Genomic DNA, 15,881 nt, shown 5'->3' with positions numbered 1-15,881 from the left:
GGTGAAGAAGCATCAATGCCGTGCCGTTCCAGTTGGGCGCTGAGCGAGCCATTCTCTTCTGTGTGTCCGGAGCATTGCCGACAGTCAGAATCTGCGCAACCTGAAGAAAATGTGGACCGAACGCGATATCATCCCGGATTACTCAACAGTGCATAGTTGGCGTTTGCATTTCAGGCCCAACCTGCCCAGAGGCTTCAATCGCTGAGGAGAGTGCGAAGAATCATTGACTGGCAATCAGCACATCTCCCGGATGGCAAGGGCCTGAGGTTCATATTCCTTCAAGGCGTAGCGGTCTAAGCGTCATCGACAGGTGCGTTTCCTGACTGGGGACTAACGTTTCGCTTGGGAAATATCATTTTTGTGCGTCGGTCTCGGTGGGTCTAAATTGTAGTACTGCTTCATGAAGCCCACATTGCTTATGAAGGGCTCTTTGCCTTCTGGCGTTCGTATATCTCCAGAACAGAGTCGGAGTTTTCTGATTGGCTAACGGCTTCTAGTTTCGTCAGGCTCTAAGCCCATGACGATTTTAAGTTCCTCTGCTTAGCATTGGGAGGAAATTGTTTCGGTGTTGGCGTCTCAAACGAAACGTCAGGTGCTCAACAGCTGATGCACTATAATCTATAAATTCTCTAGAATTAATTTTAGAAGGCTCGTTATGACCATCAAATCGCGCGAACAGAAGCTCTGGCTGCAAGCCGAAGACGGTGATCATAGAGGGCAGACCCGTCGGAGTGTTTTGCGCAAGCTACCGCGCCGGCGGCGCGATATTCGCCCGTCTTTTATTCTGCAAAGGCTTGGTGCGACGGCAATTTCCGTACTCGGTTCAGTTTCTCTGGTTTTCTTCCTGGTTTTTGCAACCGGCAGTCCGGCAACTCTGCTCGCTGGCGGGCAGGCAACGAAAGAAGAAATCGCGGTACTGAATGCGAGCTATGGTTTTGATCGTCCCATGATAGAGCAATATGGGCAATTTCTGTTCAATAGCTTGCGTGGCGAGTTTCCAAAATCACTGCGTTTTGACATCCCGGCGATTGATGTTCTGGAGCCTGCCATACCCCTGACATTCGTTCTGGTCCTAACGGCGCTTGTGATCGGCACGGCGCTAGGGCTGACTGCCGGCTATCTTTCAGCTATGTCCTCAAACCGGATTCTCCGTGAAGGACCACTGGCACTTTTGACTGTTGTGCAGTCAACGCCCGTTTTCGTAACCGGCATCCTTGCGGTTCTGTTCTTTTCGCTGACACTCGGCTGGCTTCCGACCGGAGGCAGCGGTAGCTTACGTCATCTCGTTTTACCTGCGTTGACTTTGTCTTTGTTGATTGCTCCGCCCGTTGCGCGGTTGTTTCGCACCAGTCTTAAACAGCAACAGGGCGCAGGGCATGTGCGCACTGCTTTATCGAAACAGATTTCGCTTGGTAGGGTTCGTTTCCGGCACATCGCAATTAATGCCCTGGCTCCTGTGATCGCACTCGTGGGCACACAAACGGGGACACTGTTGGGCGGCGCTGTTCTGACAGAAACAGTTTTTGGTTGGCCGGGTGTTGGCACGGTTCTGGTCAGCGCCGTTGGCATGAAAGATTATCCGGTCATTTTGGCGGCGATTGTCCTGATCGCCCTGACCGTCAGTCTCTGCAATCTGCTCGCCGATCTTTTCATCGCTATTGTTGATCCGCGAAGTGCGGTGGCAAAATGAGTGAAATTTCCATTTCTGAAATCGTTGATATCCCGCGCGAAATTCCAACGCCAAGACTGGCTTTGAGAGGCAAGTTCGGTTTGCTGATCATCCTGCTCTGGGTGGGTACTGCAATTTTTGCACCACTGATTGCACCTTACGAGCCCAACTCCAGTGATCTGATGGCGTTTCTGCAAGAGCCGTCATTCAATAGCGGGCATTGGCTCGGCACCGATGATCTTGGTCGAGATATTCTAAGCCGGGTGTTTTACGGCGCACGGCCTGTTTTGCTGGTTGCAACCGTTGCAACGCTGCTTTCTGCTTTGATCGGAAGTCTGCTGGGTATTGTTGCAGGATTGAGCAATCGTTTGCTCGATCAGATTATTGCCCGGGTCGCTGAGATTCAGCTGACAATTCCCGGTCTGGTTTTGGCGCTTCTTGCACTGGCCTTGTTTGGTTCAAGGCTTGAGAACCTGATCCTTATTCTGGCTCTTGAAAGCTGGCCTCTGCATTTCCGTGTCGCGCGTACCTATACGCTGAATGCGCGCAATCAGGGCTATATGGAAGCCGCATGGCTTGCAGGTGTTCCGTTGTGGAGGTCCGTTCTGCGCCATATCGTGCCCGGACTGTTGCCGCTACTGATTGCAACGTTAACGATAAGCGCTGCCTTCATCATCATGACAGAAGCCGGTCTCAGCTTCATTGGTTTGGGTATTCAGCCGCCAACTGCCGATTGGGGTCTGATGATCGCCCAGGGAAAATCGCAGCTAGGCGCCGCCTGGTGGCTGTCGCTTATGCCAGCTCTCGCTCTGCTCAGCCTTCTCTTTGGTGTGCAGCTTTTGGGCGATGCCCTTTCAAGCAGGCTTTCCGCGCGCGAAACAGGAGAGCCGGCATGACACTCATCAAGACACTTCTGTCCGTTGAAGGACTGGTTGTCAGGTCCAATGAAACGGCACTTGCAGGTCCGGTGTCATTCACGCTGAAACAAGGCGAAACGCTTGGTATTGTTGGCGAATCCGGTTCCGGTAAAACACTCACGGCACTGGCTGTTGCCGGGCTTCTGCCGCAAGGCCTTCATGCTGATGGACAGGGCTATCTCGATGGGGCACCACTCGCGCTTAGCATATCTGACCGTGGCCGTGACTTCAGAACGTCACAAATTGGTGTGGTTTTTCAAAACCCGACAACAGCTCTTAATCCGCGGTTGAGCGTTGGCGCTCAGCTGTTTGAAGCTCTGTCGCCTGCCATGCGCCGTGATAAAGCCAAGGCTGCGAATATCTGCTTGCACCTTTTGGAAGAAGTGGGCATCAGCGAGCCGCTGAAGAAGCTGACCGCATGGCCACATGAACTTTCGGGCGGGCTGGCGCAGCGCGTTGTCATTGCGATGGCTTTAGCGCGGCAGCCGAAACTGCTCATCGCGGATGAGCCGACGACTGCACTTGATGTAACGGTTCAGGCGCAAATTCTTGATCTCATTGCACGGCTGCAAAAACGTCATGGGTTCGGTGTTCTCCTGATTACACACGACATGGGCGTGATCCGGGATCGAGCGGATTGTGTTGCTGTCATGGACGGCGGGGCGATCGTTGAAAGCGGCGCTACGCTCGATCTTTTTGCAAATCCCAAGAGCCGCGCTGCGGGATCACTTCTGAAGGCAAGTGAATTGACTTTTGCGACCGCGAGTGGTGCGCATCATGATGCTGCTTCCCAACCTCCACTTATTGAAGTCAAAGCACTTCAAAAGACATTTCGCAATGGCCCGCGCGCGCTTGGTGGTGTCGATATTTCGGTGAAGGCTGGAACGACACTGGGGATTGTTGGCGAGAGCGGTTCGGGTAAAACCACGCTGGCGCGGATTATTGCCGGACTGGAGCGCGCAGATAACGGCCATATCCTGATTGATGGCAATGTTCGACCTCCAAGGACACGCTCAGGCCACGTACAGTATGTGTTTCAGGATCCATATTCGTCTCTCGATCCACGCATAAGCATCGTGAACACAGTGGCGGAACCCTTGTTTGCCAAAGGGCTTCGCAAAGCTGAAGCTTTGAGAATTGCGCAAGGCTTGCTCGGAGAAGTCGGTATCCATCCGGCTTTGTGGCATCGTTTGCCGGGACGCCTATCGGGAGGACAGCGCCAACGCGTAGGTTTCGCGCGGGCGATTGCACCCAGCCCCAAACTTCTCATCGCCGATGAGCCAGTTGCTGCACTCGACTCCACATCGCGGGAGCGCGTGCTTGCTTTGATGGAAGACATGCAGCGTCGGCATGGCACTGCGCAACTGCTCATTTCTCACGATCTATCGGTCATTGCACGGCTTTGTCGCGAGGTCGTTGTGATGCGTGGCGGTGAAATCGTCGAACGTGGCGAAACCCGCCGCATCTTTGAGGCTCCTGCTGATCCTTACACTCAACAGTTGCTTGCGGCCATTCCCGGCAGAAAGCCGTTTGTCGCTCCCAAGTTCTAAATCTGAACACAAAAACTGGAAAAGACACATGATTGTAAAACGATCATTGCACGTATTGAGACTGATGGGAGCAAGCCTGCTTCTCATGTCTGCAACGCTATCAGCAACCCATGCGCAGGCACCTGCGGACTATGGCAAGACCCATGAATTGGTGGTGGCGCTGCCTTACGCCTTGCAGACCCTTGATCCAGCCGTCGGGGGCAATTTGCGCGGCGATCTGAGCATCATCGCCTCAATCTATTCGCCACTGACGCGCCTTGATGGTGAAGGCAAACTGGTGGGTGTTTTGGCCAAGGACTGGAAACAGGAGTCGGATACACGTTGGGTGTTTGATCTGCGCGACGACGTGGTTTTCTCCAACAATGTGCCATTTGATGCTCACGTCATTAAGTGGAACATCGAGCGCATTCTATCTTCCGAAAAGCCAAGCTGGATCGTCTCGTCGATGAAGGCGGTTGATAAGGTTGAAGTCCTTTCACCGCATCAGGTTGCCTTTACGCTGAAAGCGCCCGACATTGAGTTTCCCAAACGTCTGGCAGGCATTTTCTATCTGGAACCGGAATGGGCCAAGTCACACAATCCAGCGATTGAAGCTCTTGGCACCGGCCCCTATAAGCTGGCGAGCTATAATCCAGAGGGCGAAGTTCGCCTTGAAGCCAATGAACATTATTTCGGCAAGGCAGCACCCTTCACCAAGGCGCAGTTCCGAGTTGTGGTCGATGCTGCAGCCAAGATTAACGGCCTGAAATCCGGCGAGATTGATGCCGCAGCGGTTATCGCGCCGCAGGATCTCGCACAGCTCGAAAGTAATGGTAATCTGGTGGCAGGTGCGCGCCCAAGCACGCGCGTACAGATCATCCGTTTCAACACCAATATCAAACCGCTTGATGATGTGCGCGTGCGGCAGGCTTTGAACTACGCCATTGATAAGGAAGCCATTACCAAGGCGCTGTTCAAAGGATTGGTAAGCCCCGCCAACAGCCAGATTATCACCAGCTTCCACGAGGGCTACAACACAGACCTGAAGCCATGGCCTTATGATCCCAAGAAGGCCAAAGCACTGCTTGCGGAAGCGGGCTATTCGGATGGCTTTGATGCCGAGATGGTGTTTGGCAAAGGCACCTATGTCGGTGGAGAGCAGGCAGCGCAGATTGTCGCGGCCCAGCTGGCAGCGGTTGGTGTCCGTGTGCAGCTCAATATTCTGCCTGCCTCGTCCCATGCCGAGCGCGCGGCGTCTGACAAAGCCGCTGGCCTGACGTGGTTTGGTTACGCGGATACGGCAAGCATCGCTGCCGAAACACTGACCTATCTCGGCAGCACGCATTTTCAGACAATTGGACCCGTTCCAACAGCCTTTGACGAAGCAGTGAAGCAGGCAAAAGGCGCACTCACCAAGGACGCCGAGCTTGCATCAGTCAAACGTGCGACCGAAGTGGCATCTGATGAAGCGCTTGCCGTCTTCCTTTGGGATCTGCCGCAAACCTATGCCTATAGCAACAAAGTCGTATGGGACATCCGCCGGGATGACTGGACGCTGCCATACGAAATCAAACCTGCTGAATAAGCCTCTCTTCCAATATACAGAATACAGGAAATACTTATGACCAGTGGTCTGACGAAATATATCCGACACAAGAGAAAGCTGCACGACGCACGAAAGGGACAGCCTGCAGGCACCGGCCAGCTTTCCGCCAGCGTTGTGGCCGAAGGACGCAGCGGTATCCGTCGTCTTTTCATTCGTGATTTTCAGATTATCACCGATGGATCGCCCGCTGGCGGTGGCTTTGATCTTGGTCCAGCCCCGGGTGAATTGCTGATCGGCGCTGTTGCTGGTTGCCTCAATCATGGCTTTCTCATTCAGGCTTCCCTGCTCGATATCGAGATCGATGCGCTGGAAGTTGTCGCTGAAGCTGTCAGCAAACCGGGACAAATCGGAACAGGCTCAAGCGAGCCAGTTGATCTGGAACTTCGCTATACCGCGAAAATCCAGTCTCCCGCATCTGACGCTGAGCTGGAAGACCTGCGCCAGCGTGTTGAGCTTAACAGCTTTGTTTATAACGTCGTTACCCGCGGCGCTTCGATTGCAGGACGTCTGGAAAGGATGACCGCATGACCATTCGAGTTATCGAGACAGATAAGGCAACGTCCGGCGGTCTGCGTTTCGCCACGCGACCGACCCCTGAGCCGGGTTATGGGGAAGTGCTTATCGATGTCACACACACCTCGCTGAATTTCGGTGAAACCCGGCGTGGTGCGCGCGGTCTTGAGGCTGATGGTACGGTTCTTGGGTGGGATGCGTCCGGTGTGATTGTAGCCGTTGGCCCACAAACCAAAGCGCCTTCCATTGGAACATTGGTTGTCACACGCGCCCCACTTGGAGCCTGGGCTGAAAAGCGCATTGCGCATGTTGAGGATATCGCGGTCATTCCGGAGGGTGTCGATCCGGCAGAAGCTGCAACCCTGCCAACGGCAGCTGTTACGGCGCTGGCGACCTTGCAGCTTGGTGGGCCTATTCTCGGCAAGACAGTTCTGATCACCGGTGCTTCTGGCGGCGTAGGCCGCTTTGCAATCCAGCTCGCACGGCTGGGTGGTGCGCGTGTTATCGCCTCTGTGGGATCGGAAGCCAGTGCAGCGGGTCTGACAGAACTTGGTGCGGACCTTGTTGTGACCAGCCTTGATGATGTGAAGGAAGGCATCGATCTGGTGATCGAGAGTGTCGGCGGGGCGCAACTCGTGCAATCTTTCAAGCTTCTTAACCGTCATGGCAATGTGCAGAGCCTCGGCTGGGCTTCAGGGGAAGACGCAGTGTTTGGTCATCTCGGCACGGTTGGTCCGGTTGGGCGTCACATTCATGGCTTCCTGATTTCCGAGTATCGGGTAGGCTCTTATCTCACGGCACTGCTGCGATGGCTGGCTGAGGGCAAGCTCAAGACAGAAGTTAAGTGGCGCGGCGACTGGAACCAGTTTGACCAGGCTGTCGCCGCCCTTCTTGACCGGCGTTTGCATGGTAAGGCCGTTTTGGATGTGAAACCATGAATGCACATGCCCAATCTTTCCGACATGAGCAATGGTTTGATCCGCCAATCGAGGCGGACATCCGGGCGCGTGTCGAGCAGGTTAAAACTGAGCTTGCGCCGCATGTGGTAGAGCGGGACCGTAAAGGTTCCGCCCCCGTTGAGGAAGCAGCACTTCTTCGGCAGTCCGGTCTGGCAGTACTAACCATTGATGATGGTCTGGCGCTGTTTCGCAAAGCTGACGACCGTCGGGAAGCGATCGGCACACGCTGGCAACATGCCCTTTTTGCAATCCGGGAAATTTCACGCATCGATTTATCGAGTGCAGCACTTCTCGGTTATAATTATATGCATCTTCTGCGTATTGAGATTGCCGGGCGTGGGCCGGTGTTCTCAAAAGCCGTGGCAGATTCGTTGCGGACGCCGACACTTTGGGGTGGTGCCAACAATCCAGGTGGTCCTGCCGCAGACCTTAAGCGGGTTGATGGCGGATATTTTGCCAATGGCAGGAAAAGCTTCGCAACTGCCGCACACACAGCTGACCGGCTGGTCGTTGGTGAAAGCTATCGCGCGCCCGATAGCCATGAGGAACGTTTGACGTTCGTTCTTGATGCGTCAACACCGGGCATTGTCCATGCTGATGACTGGGATGGCATTGGTGCGCGTCGCTCCGCTTCAGGCAGTCTGGTATTTGAAAATGTATTTATTCCGGATGACGCGATTTTCAGCACATCGGCAGCCGATCCAACAAAGCGTCCCCTCAATGAATCGATAGGCTCGCTGGCTTTTCAGATCATGTTCGTCAATTTTCTCAATGGAACGGCGTTAGGGGCAATTGATACTGCATTGTCGCAATTGCACTTGCGCAAAAACGGCCAGAACACATCAGTGCCGGACTATATCGCCGATACAATTGGCAATTCTATCACCTCAGCCAACGCATCTTTTGCGCTTTCAACTGTCGCCAACAAGGCGTTTGGCGAACTGGTTGCAGACATTGATGAGAACCGTTTGACACCGGAACGCCGTGGCGAGATTGCTGATCTCATATCACAGGCCAAGGTTGCTTCGGACGCAGCAGCGCTGTCAGTAACATCGCGCATTTTTGAAGCCGTTGGCGCGCGTTCTGCGACTTTGAAGCAAGGGCTGGATCGCTATTGGCGTGATGCTCGTATCTACACGCTGCATGATCCTGTGGCTGTAAAAATACAGGAAATTGGCAGATATGCCGTTGATCTGGAGTTGGCGACACCTTCGGCGAACAGTTGATTTTGTCAGCACTTATCTCATAAGTATCGTCCAGCTTTCAAAGCTGGACGGCCTGTCACGCAAAGAGCGAACTGATGGACATAACTGACGCAAAATCCAGGCATCCGAAAGAACGCCGGAAAAAAGGAAGCTGGCGCTTCTTGTTTCGCTCGGATAGTGTTGCGCTCAATCTTGTTGCGACAGTCGCGGCGTCAAAAGACAGAACCAAGGGTATTGACCGCCTTTCGGAGCCCTCACTTCTCGACCGATGGCTTTGTGAAGCGGCGTTACCACCGCTTGCAGGTTCTGTGACGGACGAGGAGCTTGCAAAGACCAAATCTTTGCGAGAGGCAATATTCAGACTGGCCGACAATCGTATCAATCAAAGTGAGATTTCGGTGTCGGATATTGCCTTGATCAACGCTCATGCCCGTTCAGGTATGCCGGTTTTGCGTATTGCTTGCGATGGCTGTAGTGCCGAGCCGCCCGAGCCAGCCGAAATGAACGAAATTCTTGGCGTTATCGCACGCGATGCTATTGATGTTTTCACCGGGCCATATCGCACGCGCATCAAACAATGCGCTTCGCCCCGCTGTCATGTGATGTTCGTTGATAAATCACGGGCAGGTAATCGGGTTTGGTGTGCCATGTCTCCATGTGGAGATCAGGCAAGTGCGCGCGCGTACCGTCAACGACGTCAGAAAATATAAAGGTATTCATGAGCGTAGTCAGGATGGCAGCCACTGTCGATAATGGTGGTTTGTACGAATATTGCGCTGGCCCCTCCTGAACTACTGACGCTTCATCTAAGCGCCGCACGGTAATTATTTGAAAAACTCGACGCTAAAGATGCGCGATTTAGCCGACAGCGCAACTGCTAGAGGCTTTGAGGCATTATATCAGGCTGAGTTTAGGCGCTTAACTTGGCCCATTCCGGCGCGGTGCTGTCGTCTTCGAGGCCACCGTTGCGGGCGAATTGTTCCAGCGTCATGGAATCAAGAACGCCGGCGATGGCTTCGCGCACGAGCAGCATTGACCGGCGCACCTGACAGGCGCGGTGATCTTCGCAATCTTCGCAGGGCTGATACGCCATGCGGCTTGCGCAGCGGATGGGTGCGAGCGGTCCGTCGAGAACGCGGACCACCTGGCCTATCGTGATATCGGCTGCCGGTTTGGAAAGGCTATAGCCGCCACCGGGGCCCTTTTTGGAACGCAGGATGCCGTCGTTGCGCAGTTCCAGAAGAATCGCGTCGAGAAATTTTTTGGAGATATTGTTCCTGGAAGCAATCTCGGCGACGAACGCGCTTTCGCCGGGTTCAAGCAAGGCAAGATGCGCCAGTGCTTTCAAACCATATTTGCCCTTCTTCGTCAGCATGAACACTCCACCGATAGTCGCCAATGGTTGGCGCGCATGCTTTTGCACGAAATTGAGTGAATAGATAGTCTATTTACAGGTAATAGACCCCGTTACGCTTCCCGCCGATGATCTCGACTGCGATCTCCATATCGTCAATGTCGCCGAATTTCAGGATGGATCAGTTCGTCCAAGGGCCAATGCGTTGCTGCAATTAAAGAATAAACACTGCCATAAGCCCAACAACTGGCGTCTGGTCGCAACCCGATACGACAAGACTCAAGATCCCTGCTTCGGCTTCGTCACAATTGCTGCAGTCGGTTTATTGATAGTTCTAGTCCACTAGCGCCAGTTATTACCGGAGACGTATGGTTGACTGCGGGCGGGTTCTACTAAGACGAGGGGAAAAACCAATCCGTATGGATTGGCGATAACCTCAATCGGACATTCATTGTTCGGCACCAACAGACCTCTGTTGTCCTCCGATCGCTTTGCTGTCTGAGGTAAGGAAATTACCCACAGGATCAGCGCCCAGCACAAAAACGGCAGCGCAGCGATAATAAGATATATGACCTTGATATTATCCATATCTTATCGTTGCAGAGAGGTGGGGCGTCATAAAGAAATGCGTCGCTGCGCGGTGTCAGAAATTTTAGATTTAATTTCTTTTGGCCGGTTTGTCGCCGAAATGGAGATTTTCTATCAGCAAGTTCAGTACTCCATTTAGATTGAACGTGCTGTTTCCCGTAAGCGGAACCGGCACGAGCTTTGCTCTCCTTGTCGGGATAACTGTTTCGTTTCTTCCTTGTTGTACCCAATGTTTCGGTGGCTTGCATTTTTGGAATGGATTTTCTTCGCTGAGCGCAAGTTTGAAAATAGAATACTTTTTTTATAGAAAATATCGATTAACCTTCCATCAAGCGCGAGTTTAGGCCTGAAAATCTGCTCGGCGAAGCTATTTAGGGCCGTGTGACGATCAACGGAAGCAGAGATTGCAACCGCTGTCCGAAATCGCCACTCCGACGAGGGGATTATGATGAAATTAGCGATTTTCAGTGTCGTTGCGACACTTGCATTATCGGTTACGGCTGCGGCTCATGCCGAGACGGTGAAGATAGGGGTCGTGCCGGGAGCTTACGCCGAAACGGTCGAGGCGCTTTTACCCGAAGCGAAGGCAGCGGGTATTGAAATCCAGCCTGTCGAATTCACCGACTGGACCACGCCGAATGTTGCGCTGGATGCCGGGGATATCGATGTCAATTATTTCCAGCATCGTCCGTTTCTCGATAATGCGATCAAGGACCGTGGTTACAAGCTGAGTGACGTCGGAACGGGCATTCTTGCCAATATTGGACTTTATTCGCTCAAGCACAAAAGCTTCGATGAGATACCGCAGAATGGAAAAGTCGCGATTGCCAATGACCCGGTCAATCAGGGGCGCGGACTGCTGTTGATCGAGAAGGCCGGTCTGATCAAGCTGCGGGAAGGCGTCGGCTTTCAGGGCACGCTTGACGATATTGTTGAGAACCCGAAAAACCTCACCTTCACCGAGGTTGAGGGTCCACAACTGGCGCGAGTAACCGGCGATGTCGATCTGGCGCTCGGTTATCCGCATTTCATCGCCGCTTCCGGTCTGTTCGATCCGGGTTCAGGGCTGCTCTATTCGGGCATCGATGACCGTCGTTTTGCGATTTTGTTCGCGGTTAAGGAAGATCGCAAGGACGACCCGACACTCAAGAAATTGGTGGAGCTTTATCAGCATTCGGATGCTGTCCGTCAGGCTGCCGACAAGGCCTACCATTCCAACGGCAATCTCTACACGCTCTCATGGCAGCACTGAGCGGAGAGGTTTTCGGGACGACGGCAAGGCCGATACGTTCCGCAGCAATGGCGGTGGCGACATCAGCCGTCGCTCCTGCGATCCGCGCCGGTTCGGTCAGTTTCGAACGGCTGAGCAAAACCTATGTCTCATCCGTCGGTTCAGTGAATGCACTTGAAGCCATTGATCTTGCGATCCCCGCCGGTGGCATATTCGGCATAATCGGTCGAAGCGGGGCAGGTAAATCCAGCCTGCTTCGAACGATCAATCGCCTGGAGGAGCCGACAGAAGGCCGTGTCCTCGTCGATGGACAGGACATCGGGCGTCTGGATGAAAACGGACTTGTTGCGTTGCGCCGCCGTATCGGCATGATTTTCCAGCATTTCAATCTCCTGTCCGCCAAGACAGTCTGGCAGAACGTGGCGCTTCCTCTGATAGTCGCCGGGGTGCCGAGACCGCAAATCAACGAACGGGTGGACGAAGTGTTGGCTCTGGTCGGTTTGGAGGGCAAGCATAACGTCTACCCGTCTCGTCTTTCCGGCGGGCAAAAACAGCGCGTCGGCATTGCCCGCGCGCTTGTGCACAAGCCCGAAATCTTGCTGTGCGACGAGGCAACATCGGCACTCGATCCGGAGACAACGCTTTCCATTCTGCAACTGCTGAAGGATATCAATCGCAGGCTGGGATTAACGGTCGTTCTCATCACACATGAAATGAGCGTTATCCGTGAGATTTGCGACAATGTTCTTGTTCTGGAAGAGGGCCGCATTGCCGAGAAGGGGCCGGTCTGGCAGGTCTTCGGTGCGCCGCAACATGCGGCTACGCGCGCCTTGCTGCAACCGCTGAAGCATGACGTGCCCGACGATATCGCGGCTGATCTTGAGACCTCGCCCGTAAGCGGCGGTGAGACGGTTCTGGAAATTCGCTATACGGGCGGGGAGCGAGCCGGACCGGACCTTTCGCAATTGGCAACGGTGCTAGGCTGCTCTCTCAGCCTGCTGCACGGTTCCATCGACCGTATCCAGGGACATGCTCATGGAACGCTTCTGATCGCGGCGAGGGATGTTGTGCCTGAAAATATCGACGCCCTGCGCGGGCAGGTCGGCAGCGTGAGGATACTCGGTTATGTCCGCCGCAATGTATAGCCGCCTCTGGCTGGCATTTATCGATACGGTCCATATGGTTGGTGTGTCGGCATTGATTGCGCTGGTGATCGGAATTCCCATCGCGGTGTTTCTGGTTGTTTCGTCACCCGGCGGCTTCTTCGAGGCGCCAAAGTTGAACCGGATCATTTCTGCTGTCGTCAACGGATTTCGCGCCACGCCTTTCATTGTCCTTCTGGTGGCGCTGTTGCCGCTGACCCGACTTGTGACGGGTACTACGATTGGCGTGTGGGCAGCCATTGTTCCCCTGTCGATCAGCGCGACGCCATTCTTTGCGCGTATCGCGGAAGTCAGCCTGCGCGAAGTGGACAAGGGCCTGATCGAGGCTGCTCAGGCGATGGGCTGCCGCAAATGGCACATCGTGCGTCATGTGCTACTTCCTGAAGCGCTTCCCGGTATCGTAGGCGGTTTTACCATAACGGTCGTGACCATGATCGGCGCTTCGGCGATGGCGGGCGCCGTCGGAGCTGGCGGGCTGGGCGACATGGCTATTCGTTATGGCTATCAGCGGTTCGATACGACCGTCATGCTGGCCGTTATCGTAGTGCTGATTGCCATGGTCACAATCGTGCAGTTCGCAGGTGACTTTGCGGTACAGCGATTGCGCAATCGATAGATGAACGAGGAGAATTGAATGGGCAGGAAGAGCATCGTCGCGGAGCGTCGCGCCAATCATACCAGACGCCCCGCGCCGGCAACGGCGGTGCGCCCGATTGCAACGGACGAAGAGGCTATTGACGCAGCCGAAACGCTGGCAAGCCGTTTTGCCAAGAATGCGGCCCTGCGCGATAAACACCGCATTCTGCCATGGGATGAAATCGAAGCCTATAGCGCAAGCGGCCTGGGAACCATTACCGTGCCGAAAGCCTATGGCGGCCCCGAACTTTCCTTCGTAACGCTGGTTCGCGTGTTTGAAATTCTCTGCGCCGCAGATCCTTCGCTCGGGCAGATTCCGCAAAACCATTTTGGCGTGCTGGCGCTTTTGCGCGATCTCGGTTCGGAAGAACAAAAACAGCGCTTCTATGCCGATGTCCTTAAAGGAGAGCGGATCGGTAATGCGGGTCCTGAACGGGGACGCAAGTCGATTAGCCATGTCGCGACACGTGTAACAGCCAAGCCTGGAGGATTAAGGCTCACCGGACAGCGATTTTACTCGACGGGCGCATTGTTTGCACACTGGATTCCGACGCGCGCTATCGATGACGAAGGTCGCCCCGTGCAAGTGTGGGCTCGTTTCGATGCCCCGGGGCTGACTGTCATTGACGACTGGTCGTCCTTCGGTCAGCGTACGACAGCGAGTGGAACGGTGGAATTCGATGATGTTCCGATAGAGCCGATACAGGTCGTGCCCGTCTGGCCCGCTGCCGATCAGCCGGGGCTGTGGGGGCCGATTTCCCAGATTATTCAGGCGGCAATCGACGCGGGTATCGCGCGTGCCGCCATCGACGAAACAATGGCTTTTGTCCGTGACCGCGCGCGACCCTGGATGGATTCGGGCCTGGAAAGAGCTGCGGACGATCCGACCATCATTCATGAAATCGGCCATCTGGAGACGGAACTGGAAGCAGCGCAGGCGTTACTGCATCATGCTGCCGGTATTCTGGACGCATTGAGTGTGCAGCCCGTCACTGCGGAAACCAGTGCAAAAGCCTCGGTTGCTGTGGCTGAGGCGAAAATCCTCACGACCGAAATCGTGCTCGAAGCCAGTGAAAAGCTTTTCGACCTTGCCGGATCGAGCGCCACGCGTGCAGCGCATGGGCTCGACCGGCATTGGCGCAATGCGCGGGTGCATACACTGCACGATCCGGTGCGCTGGAAGTATCATCTTCTCGGAAATTATTATCTGAATGGTGCCCTTCCGGTACGCCATCAATGGAACTGATAGAGGCGGACGAAGCGATGAATGCACGGTCTCAACCAGCCACGCATGCAGCCCCAGAAGCCGCTGCACGGCCCACCTTGATAGCTAGCGATGGCGAGGCGATCGCCGCAGCCAGACAATTGGCGGTCGAATTTGCCCGCACTGCAAGCGCGCGTGATGCCGGGCGATTGCTGCCCTGGAGCGAACTGGAAACATATAGCGCCAGCGGCTTTTGGGGGGTGACGGTGCCGAGGGCCTATGGCGGAGCCGAAGTTTCTACCGTTACCCTGGCGCGGATCATCGCGATCATTGCTGCGGCAGACGGCTCGCTGGCACAAATCCCCCAGAACCATTTCTATGCGCTCGAGGTGCTGCGCGTCGGCGGTTCGGAAGAGCAGAAACGGTTTTTCTTCGGGCGGGTGCTGGCCGGAGATCGCTTTGGAAACGCTCTTGCCGAAATCGGTAAGCGCGATTTCAAGCGCCGTACCCGTCTGGTTCGCGATGGGACGAGCTGGTACGTTCGCGGCGAGAAATTCTATTGCACCGGCGCAATTTACGCCCACTGGATTCCCACCCTGGTCGTGGCCGAAGAAGGCGGCGAAGATGTGAGCTATCTCGCATTTATCCCGCGCAATGCACTGGGCGTAACGATTATCGACGACTGGGACGGGTTCGGGCAGCGTGTGACGGGGAGCGGATCCGTCCTTTTCGAGAATGTGCAAGTCGAGCCAGACTGGATCGTGCCTTTCAAGGCTTCGTTCGATCGCGCGACGACCATTGGCCCCCACGCCCAGATCATGCACGCTGCAATCGATCTCGGTATTGGCTTCGGTGCATTTGAAGAAACATTGCGTTTTGTTCGCGAACGATCACGCCCATGGCTGGATGCGAATGTCGAGAAAGCTTCCGACGATCCGCTCCTGTTGCACCAGATTGGCCATGTTCGCGTGCGGCTGCGGGCAGCCGAAGCCTTGGTGGAGCGCGCCGCTGCTTCGGTGGATGAAGCGCAGCAGGCTCCGGATGAAGACAGTGTTGCCCGCGCTTCGATTGCTGTGGCCAAGGCTCGCATCCTCACGACCAAAGCGAGTTTGCTGGCAGCCAACAAACTGTTCGAGCTTTCGGGCACTTCTTCAACGCAGTCGGAAGACAATCTTGATCGTTATTGGCGAAATGCCCGCACACATACGCTTCATGATCCGGTGCGCTGGAAATATCAGGCGGTCGGAAACTTTCACCTGAATGGCAAGCGTCCACCGCGCCATGGCGCGATCTAGCGATTAGTGACA

General features: G+C 54.9%; 14 protein-coding genes and 1 pseudogene. 13 read left to right on the top strand and 2 right to left on the bottom strand.

Features of this window, described 5'->3' with window-relative positions; translation table 11 throughout:
• The first annotated feature begins 655 nt into the window (after nucleotides 1–655).
• From JAU75_RS18850 to JAU75_RS18815, 8 genes are all read left to right on the top strand, one after another.
• Nucleotides 656–1,690, top strand: a complete 1,035-nt coding sequence (locus JAU75_RS18850) for an ABC transporter permease (RefSeq protein WP_199057999.1) — start codon at nucleotides 656–658, stop codon at nucleotides 1,688–1,690.
• Entirely contained in the window at nucleotides 1,687–2,565 is an 879-nt protein-coding gene (locus tag JAU75_RS18845) for an ABC transporter permease (RefSeq protein WP_199057998.1), read from the top strand. Before JAU75_RS18850 ends, JAU75_RS18845 begins: the two co-directional genes overlap by 4 nt.
• The gene (locus tag JAU75_RS18840) at nucleotides 2,562–4,136 is read left to right on the top strand and encodes an ABC transporter ATP-binding protein (RefSeq protein ID WP_199057997.1); all 1,575 of its coding nucleotides are present in this window, start codon (nucleotides 2,562–2,564) and stop codon (nucleotides 4,134–4,136) included. The genes JAU75_RS18845 and JAU75_RS18840 overlap by 4 nt, the downstream gene beginning before the upstream one ends.
• Nucleotides 4,137–4,164: 28 nt before the next feature.
• Nucleotides 4,165–5,700 (top strand): ABC transporter substrate-binding protein, encoded by a 1,536-nt coding sequence (locus JAU75_RS18835; RefSeq protein ID WP_199057996.1) that lies wholly within the window; start codon nucleotides 4,165–4,167, stop codon nucleotides 5,698–5,700.
• A 36-nt stretch (nucleotides 5,701–5,736) separates the two neighbouring features.
• Nucleotides 5,737–6,249, top strand: a complete 513-nt coding sequence (locus JAU75_RS18830) for an OsmC family protein (protein WP_199057995.1) — start codon at nucleotides 5,737–5,739, stop codon at nucleotides 6,247–6,249.
• Entirely contained in the window at nucleotides 6,246–7,172 is a 927-nt protein-coding gene (locus tag JAU75_RS18825; RefSeq protein WP_199057994.1) for a zinc-binding dehydrogenase, read from the top strand. Before JAU75_RS18830 ends, JAU75_RS18825 begins: the two co-directional genes overlap by 4 nt.
• Entirely contained in the window at nucleotides 7,169–8,419 is a 1,251-nt protein-coding gene (locus JAU75_RS18820) for a hypothetical protein (protein ID WP_199057993.1), read from the top strand. The genes JAU75_RS18825 and JAU75_RS18820 overlap by 4 nt, the downstream gene beginning before the upstream one ends.
• Nucleotides 8,420–8,493: 74 nt before the next feature.
• Entirely contained in the window at nucleotides 8,494–9,108 is a 615-nt protein-coding gene (locus tag JAU75_RS18815; RefSeq protein WP_199057992.1) for an ABATE domain-containing protein, read from the top strand.
• Nucleotides 9,109–9,308: 200 nt separating this feature from the next.
• Here the strand turns inward: JAU75_RS18815 and JAU75_RS18810 are convergent, their stop codons facing one another.
• Nucleotides 9,309–9,773: an Rrf2 family transcriptional regulator gene (locus tag JAU75_RS18810; RefSeq protein WP_199057991.1), complete on the bottom strand. Its 465-nt coding sequence runs from the start codon at nucleotides 9,771–9,773 to the stop codon at nucleotides 9,309–9,311.
• Between the two features lie 73 nt (nucleotides 9,774–9,846).
• Nucleotides 9,847–9,943, bottom strand: a pseudogene (locus JAU75_RS18805) (iron ABC transporter ATP-binding protein); the annotation flags it as partial.
• Nucleotides 9,944–10,788: 845 nt separating this feature from the next.
• On the opposite strand from JAU75_RS18805, the gene JAU75_RS18800 reads away from it, so the two are divergent.
• The 5 genes from JAU75_RS18800 to JAU75_RS18780 are packed head-to-tail and all read left to right on the top strand — an operon-like array spanning nucleotide 10,789 to nucleotide 15,869.
• Complete coding sequence (locus JAU75_RS18800) at nucleotides 10,789–11,592, top strand: MetQ/NlpA family ABC transporter substrate-binding protein (RefSeq protein ID WP_199057990.1); 804 nt, start codon at nucleotides 10,789–10,791, stop codon at nucleotides 11,590–11,592.
• 47 nt (nucleotides 11,593–11,639) lie between these two features.
• Nucleotides 11,640–12,716, top strand: a complete 1,077-nt coding sequence (locus JAU75_RS18795) for an ATP-binding cassette domain-containing protein (RefSeq protein WP_247880545.1) — start codon at nucleotides 11,640–11,642, stop codon at nucleotides 12,714–12,716.
• A complete protein-coding gene (locus JAU75_RS18790; protein WP_199057988.1) occupies nucleotides 12,697–13,350 on the top strand; it encodes a methionine ABC transporter permease in 654 nt (217 codons plus the stop codon). Before JAU75_RS18795 ends, JAU75_RS18790 begins: the two co-directional genes overlap by 20 nt.
• 18 nt (nucleotides 13,351–13,368) lie before the next feature.
• Nucleotides 13,369–14,616, top strand: coding sequence for an SfnB family sulfur acquisition oxidoreductase (locus JAU75_RS18785; RefSeq protein ID WP_199057987.1), 1,248 nt, complete (start codon nucleotides 13,369–13,371; stop codon nucleotides 14,614–14,616).
• On the top strand, nucleotides 14,607–15,869 hold the full coding sequence (locus tag JAU75_RS18780; protein ID WP_371836207.1) for an SfnB family sulfur acquisition oxidoreductase: 1,263 nt from the start codon (nucleotides 14,607–14,609) through the stop codon (nucleotides 15,867–15,869). Before JAU75_RS18785 ends, JAU75_RS18780 begins: the two co-directional genes overlap by 10 nt.
• Nucleotides 15,870–15,881: the final 12 nt, after the last annotated feature.

Source organism: Ochrobactrum sp. Q0168, assembly GCF_016427605.1.
GTDB lineage: Bacteria > Pseudomonadota > Alphaproteobacteria > Rhizobiales > Rhizobiaceae > Brucella.
Note: the sequence above shows the minus strand (reverse complement) of the source record. Positions and strands in the feature narration are given on the sequence as shown.

Bases quoted from the DNA above. Each gene is read 5' to 3' on its own strand.
- JAU75_RS18850 (WP_199057999.1), top strand. From the start codon at position 656: ATGACCATCAAATCGCGCGAACAGAAGCTCTGGCTGCAAGCCGAAGAC.
- JAU75_RS18810 (WP_199057991.1), bottom strand. From the start codon at position 9,773: ATGCTGACGAAGAAGGGCAAATATGGTTTGAAAGCACTGGCGCATCTT.
- JAU75_RS18790 (WP_199057988.1), top strand. From the start codon at position 12,697: ATGTCCGCCGCAATGTATAGCCGCCTCTGGCTGGCATTTATCGATACG.
- JAU75_RS18845 (WP_199057998.1), top strand. From the start codon at position 1,687: ATGAGTGAAATTTCCATTTCTGAAATCGTTGATATCCCGCGCGAAATT.
- JAU75_RS18785 (WP_199057987.1), top strand. From the start codon at position 13,369: ATGGGCAGGAAGAGCATCGTCGCGGAGCGTCGCGCCAATCATACCAGA.
- JAU75_RS18840 (WP_199057997.1), top strand. From the start codon at position 2,562: ATGACACTCATCAAGACACTTCTGTCCGTTGAAGGACTGGTTGTCAGG.
- JAU75_RS18780 (WP_371836207.1), top strand. From the start codon at position 14,607: ATGGAACTGATAGAGGCGGACGAAGCGATGAATGCACGGTCTCAACCA.
- JAU75_RS18835 (WP_199057996.1), top strand. From the start codon at position 4,165: ATGATTGTAAAACGATCATTGCACGTATTGAGACTGATGGGAGCAAGC.
- JAU75_RS18795 (WP_247880545.1), top strand. From the start codon at position 11,640: ATGGCGGTGGCGACATCAGCCGTCGCTCCTGCGATCCGCGCCGGTTCG.
- JAU75_RS18820 (WP_199057993.1), top strand. From the start codon at position 7,169: ATGAATGCACATGCCCAATCTTTCCGACATGAGCAATGGTTTGATCCG.
- JAU75_RS18825 (WP_199057994.1), top strand. From the start codon at position 6,246: ATGACCATTCGAGTTATCGAGACAGATAAGGCAACGTCCGGCGGTCTG.
- JAU75_RS18800 (WP_199057990.1), top strand. From the start codon at position 10,789: ATGAAATTAGCGATTTTCAGTGTCGTTGCGACACTTGCATTATCGGTT.
- JAU75_RS18815 (WP_199057992.1), top strand. From the start codon at position 8,494: ATGGACATAACTGACGCAAAATCCAGGCATCCGAAAGAACGCCGGAAA.
- JAU75_RS18830 (WP_199057995.1), top strand. From the start codon at position 5,737: ATGACCAGTGGTCTGACGAAATATATCCGACACAAGAGAAAGCTGCAC.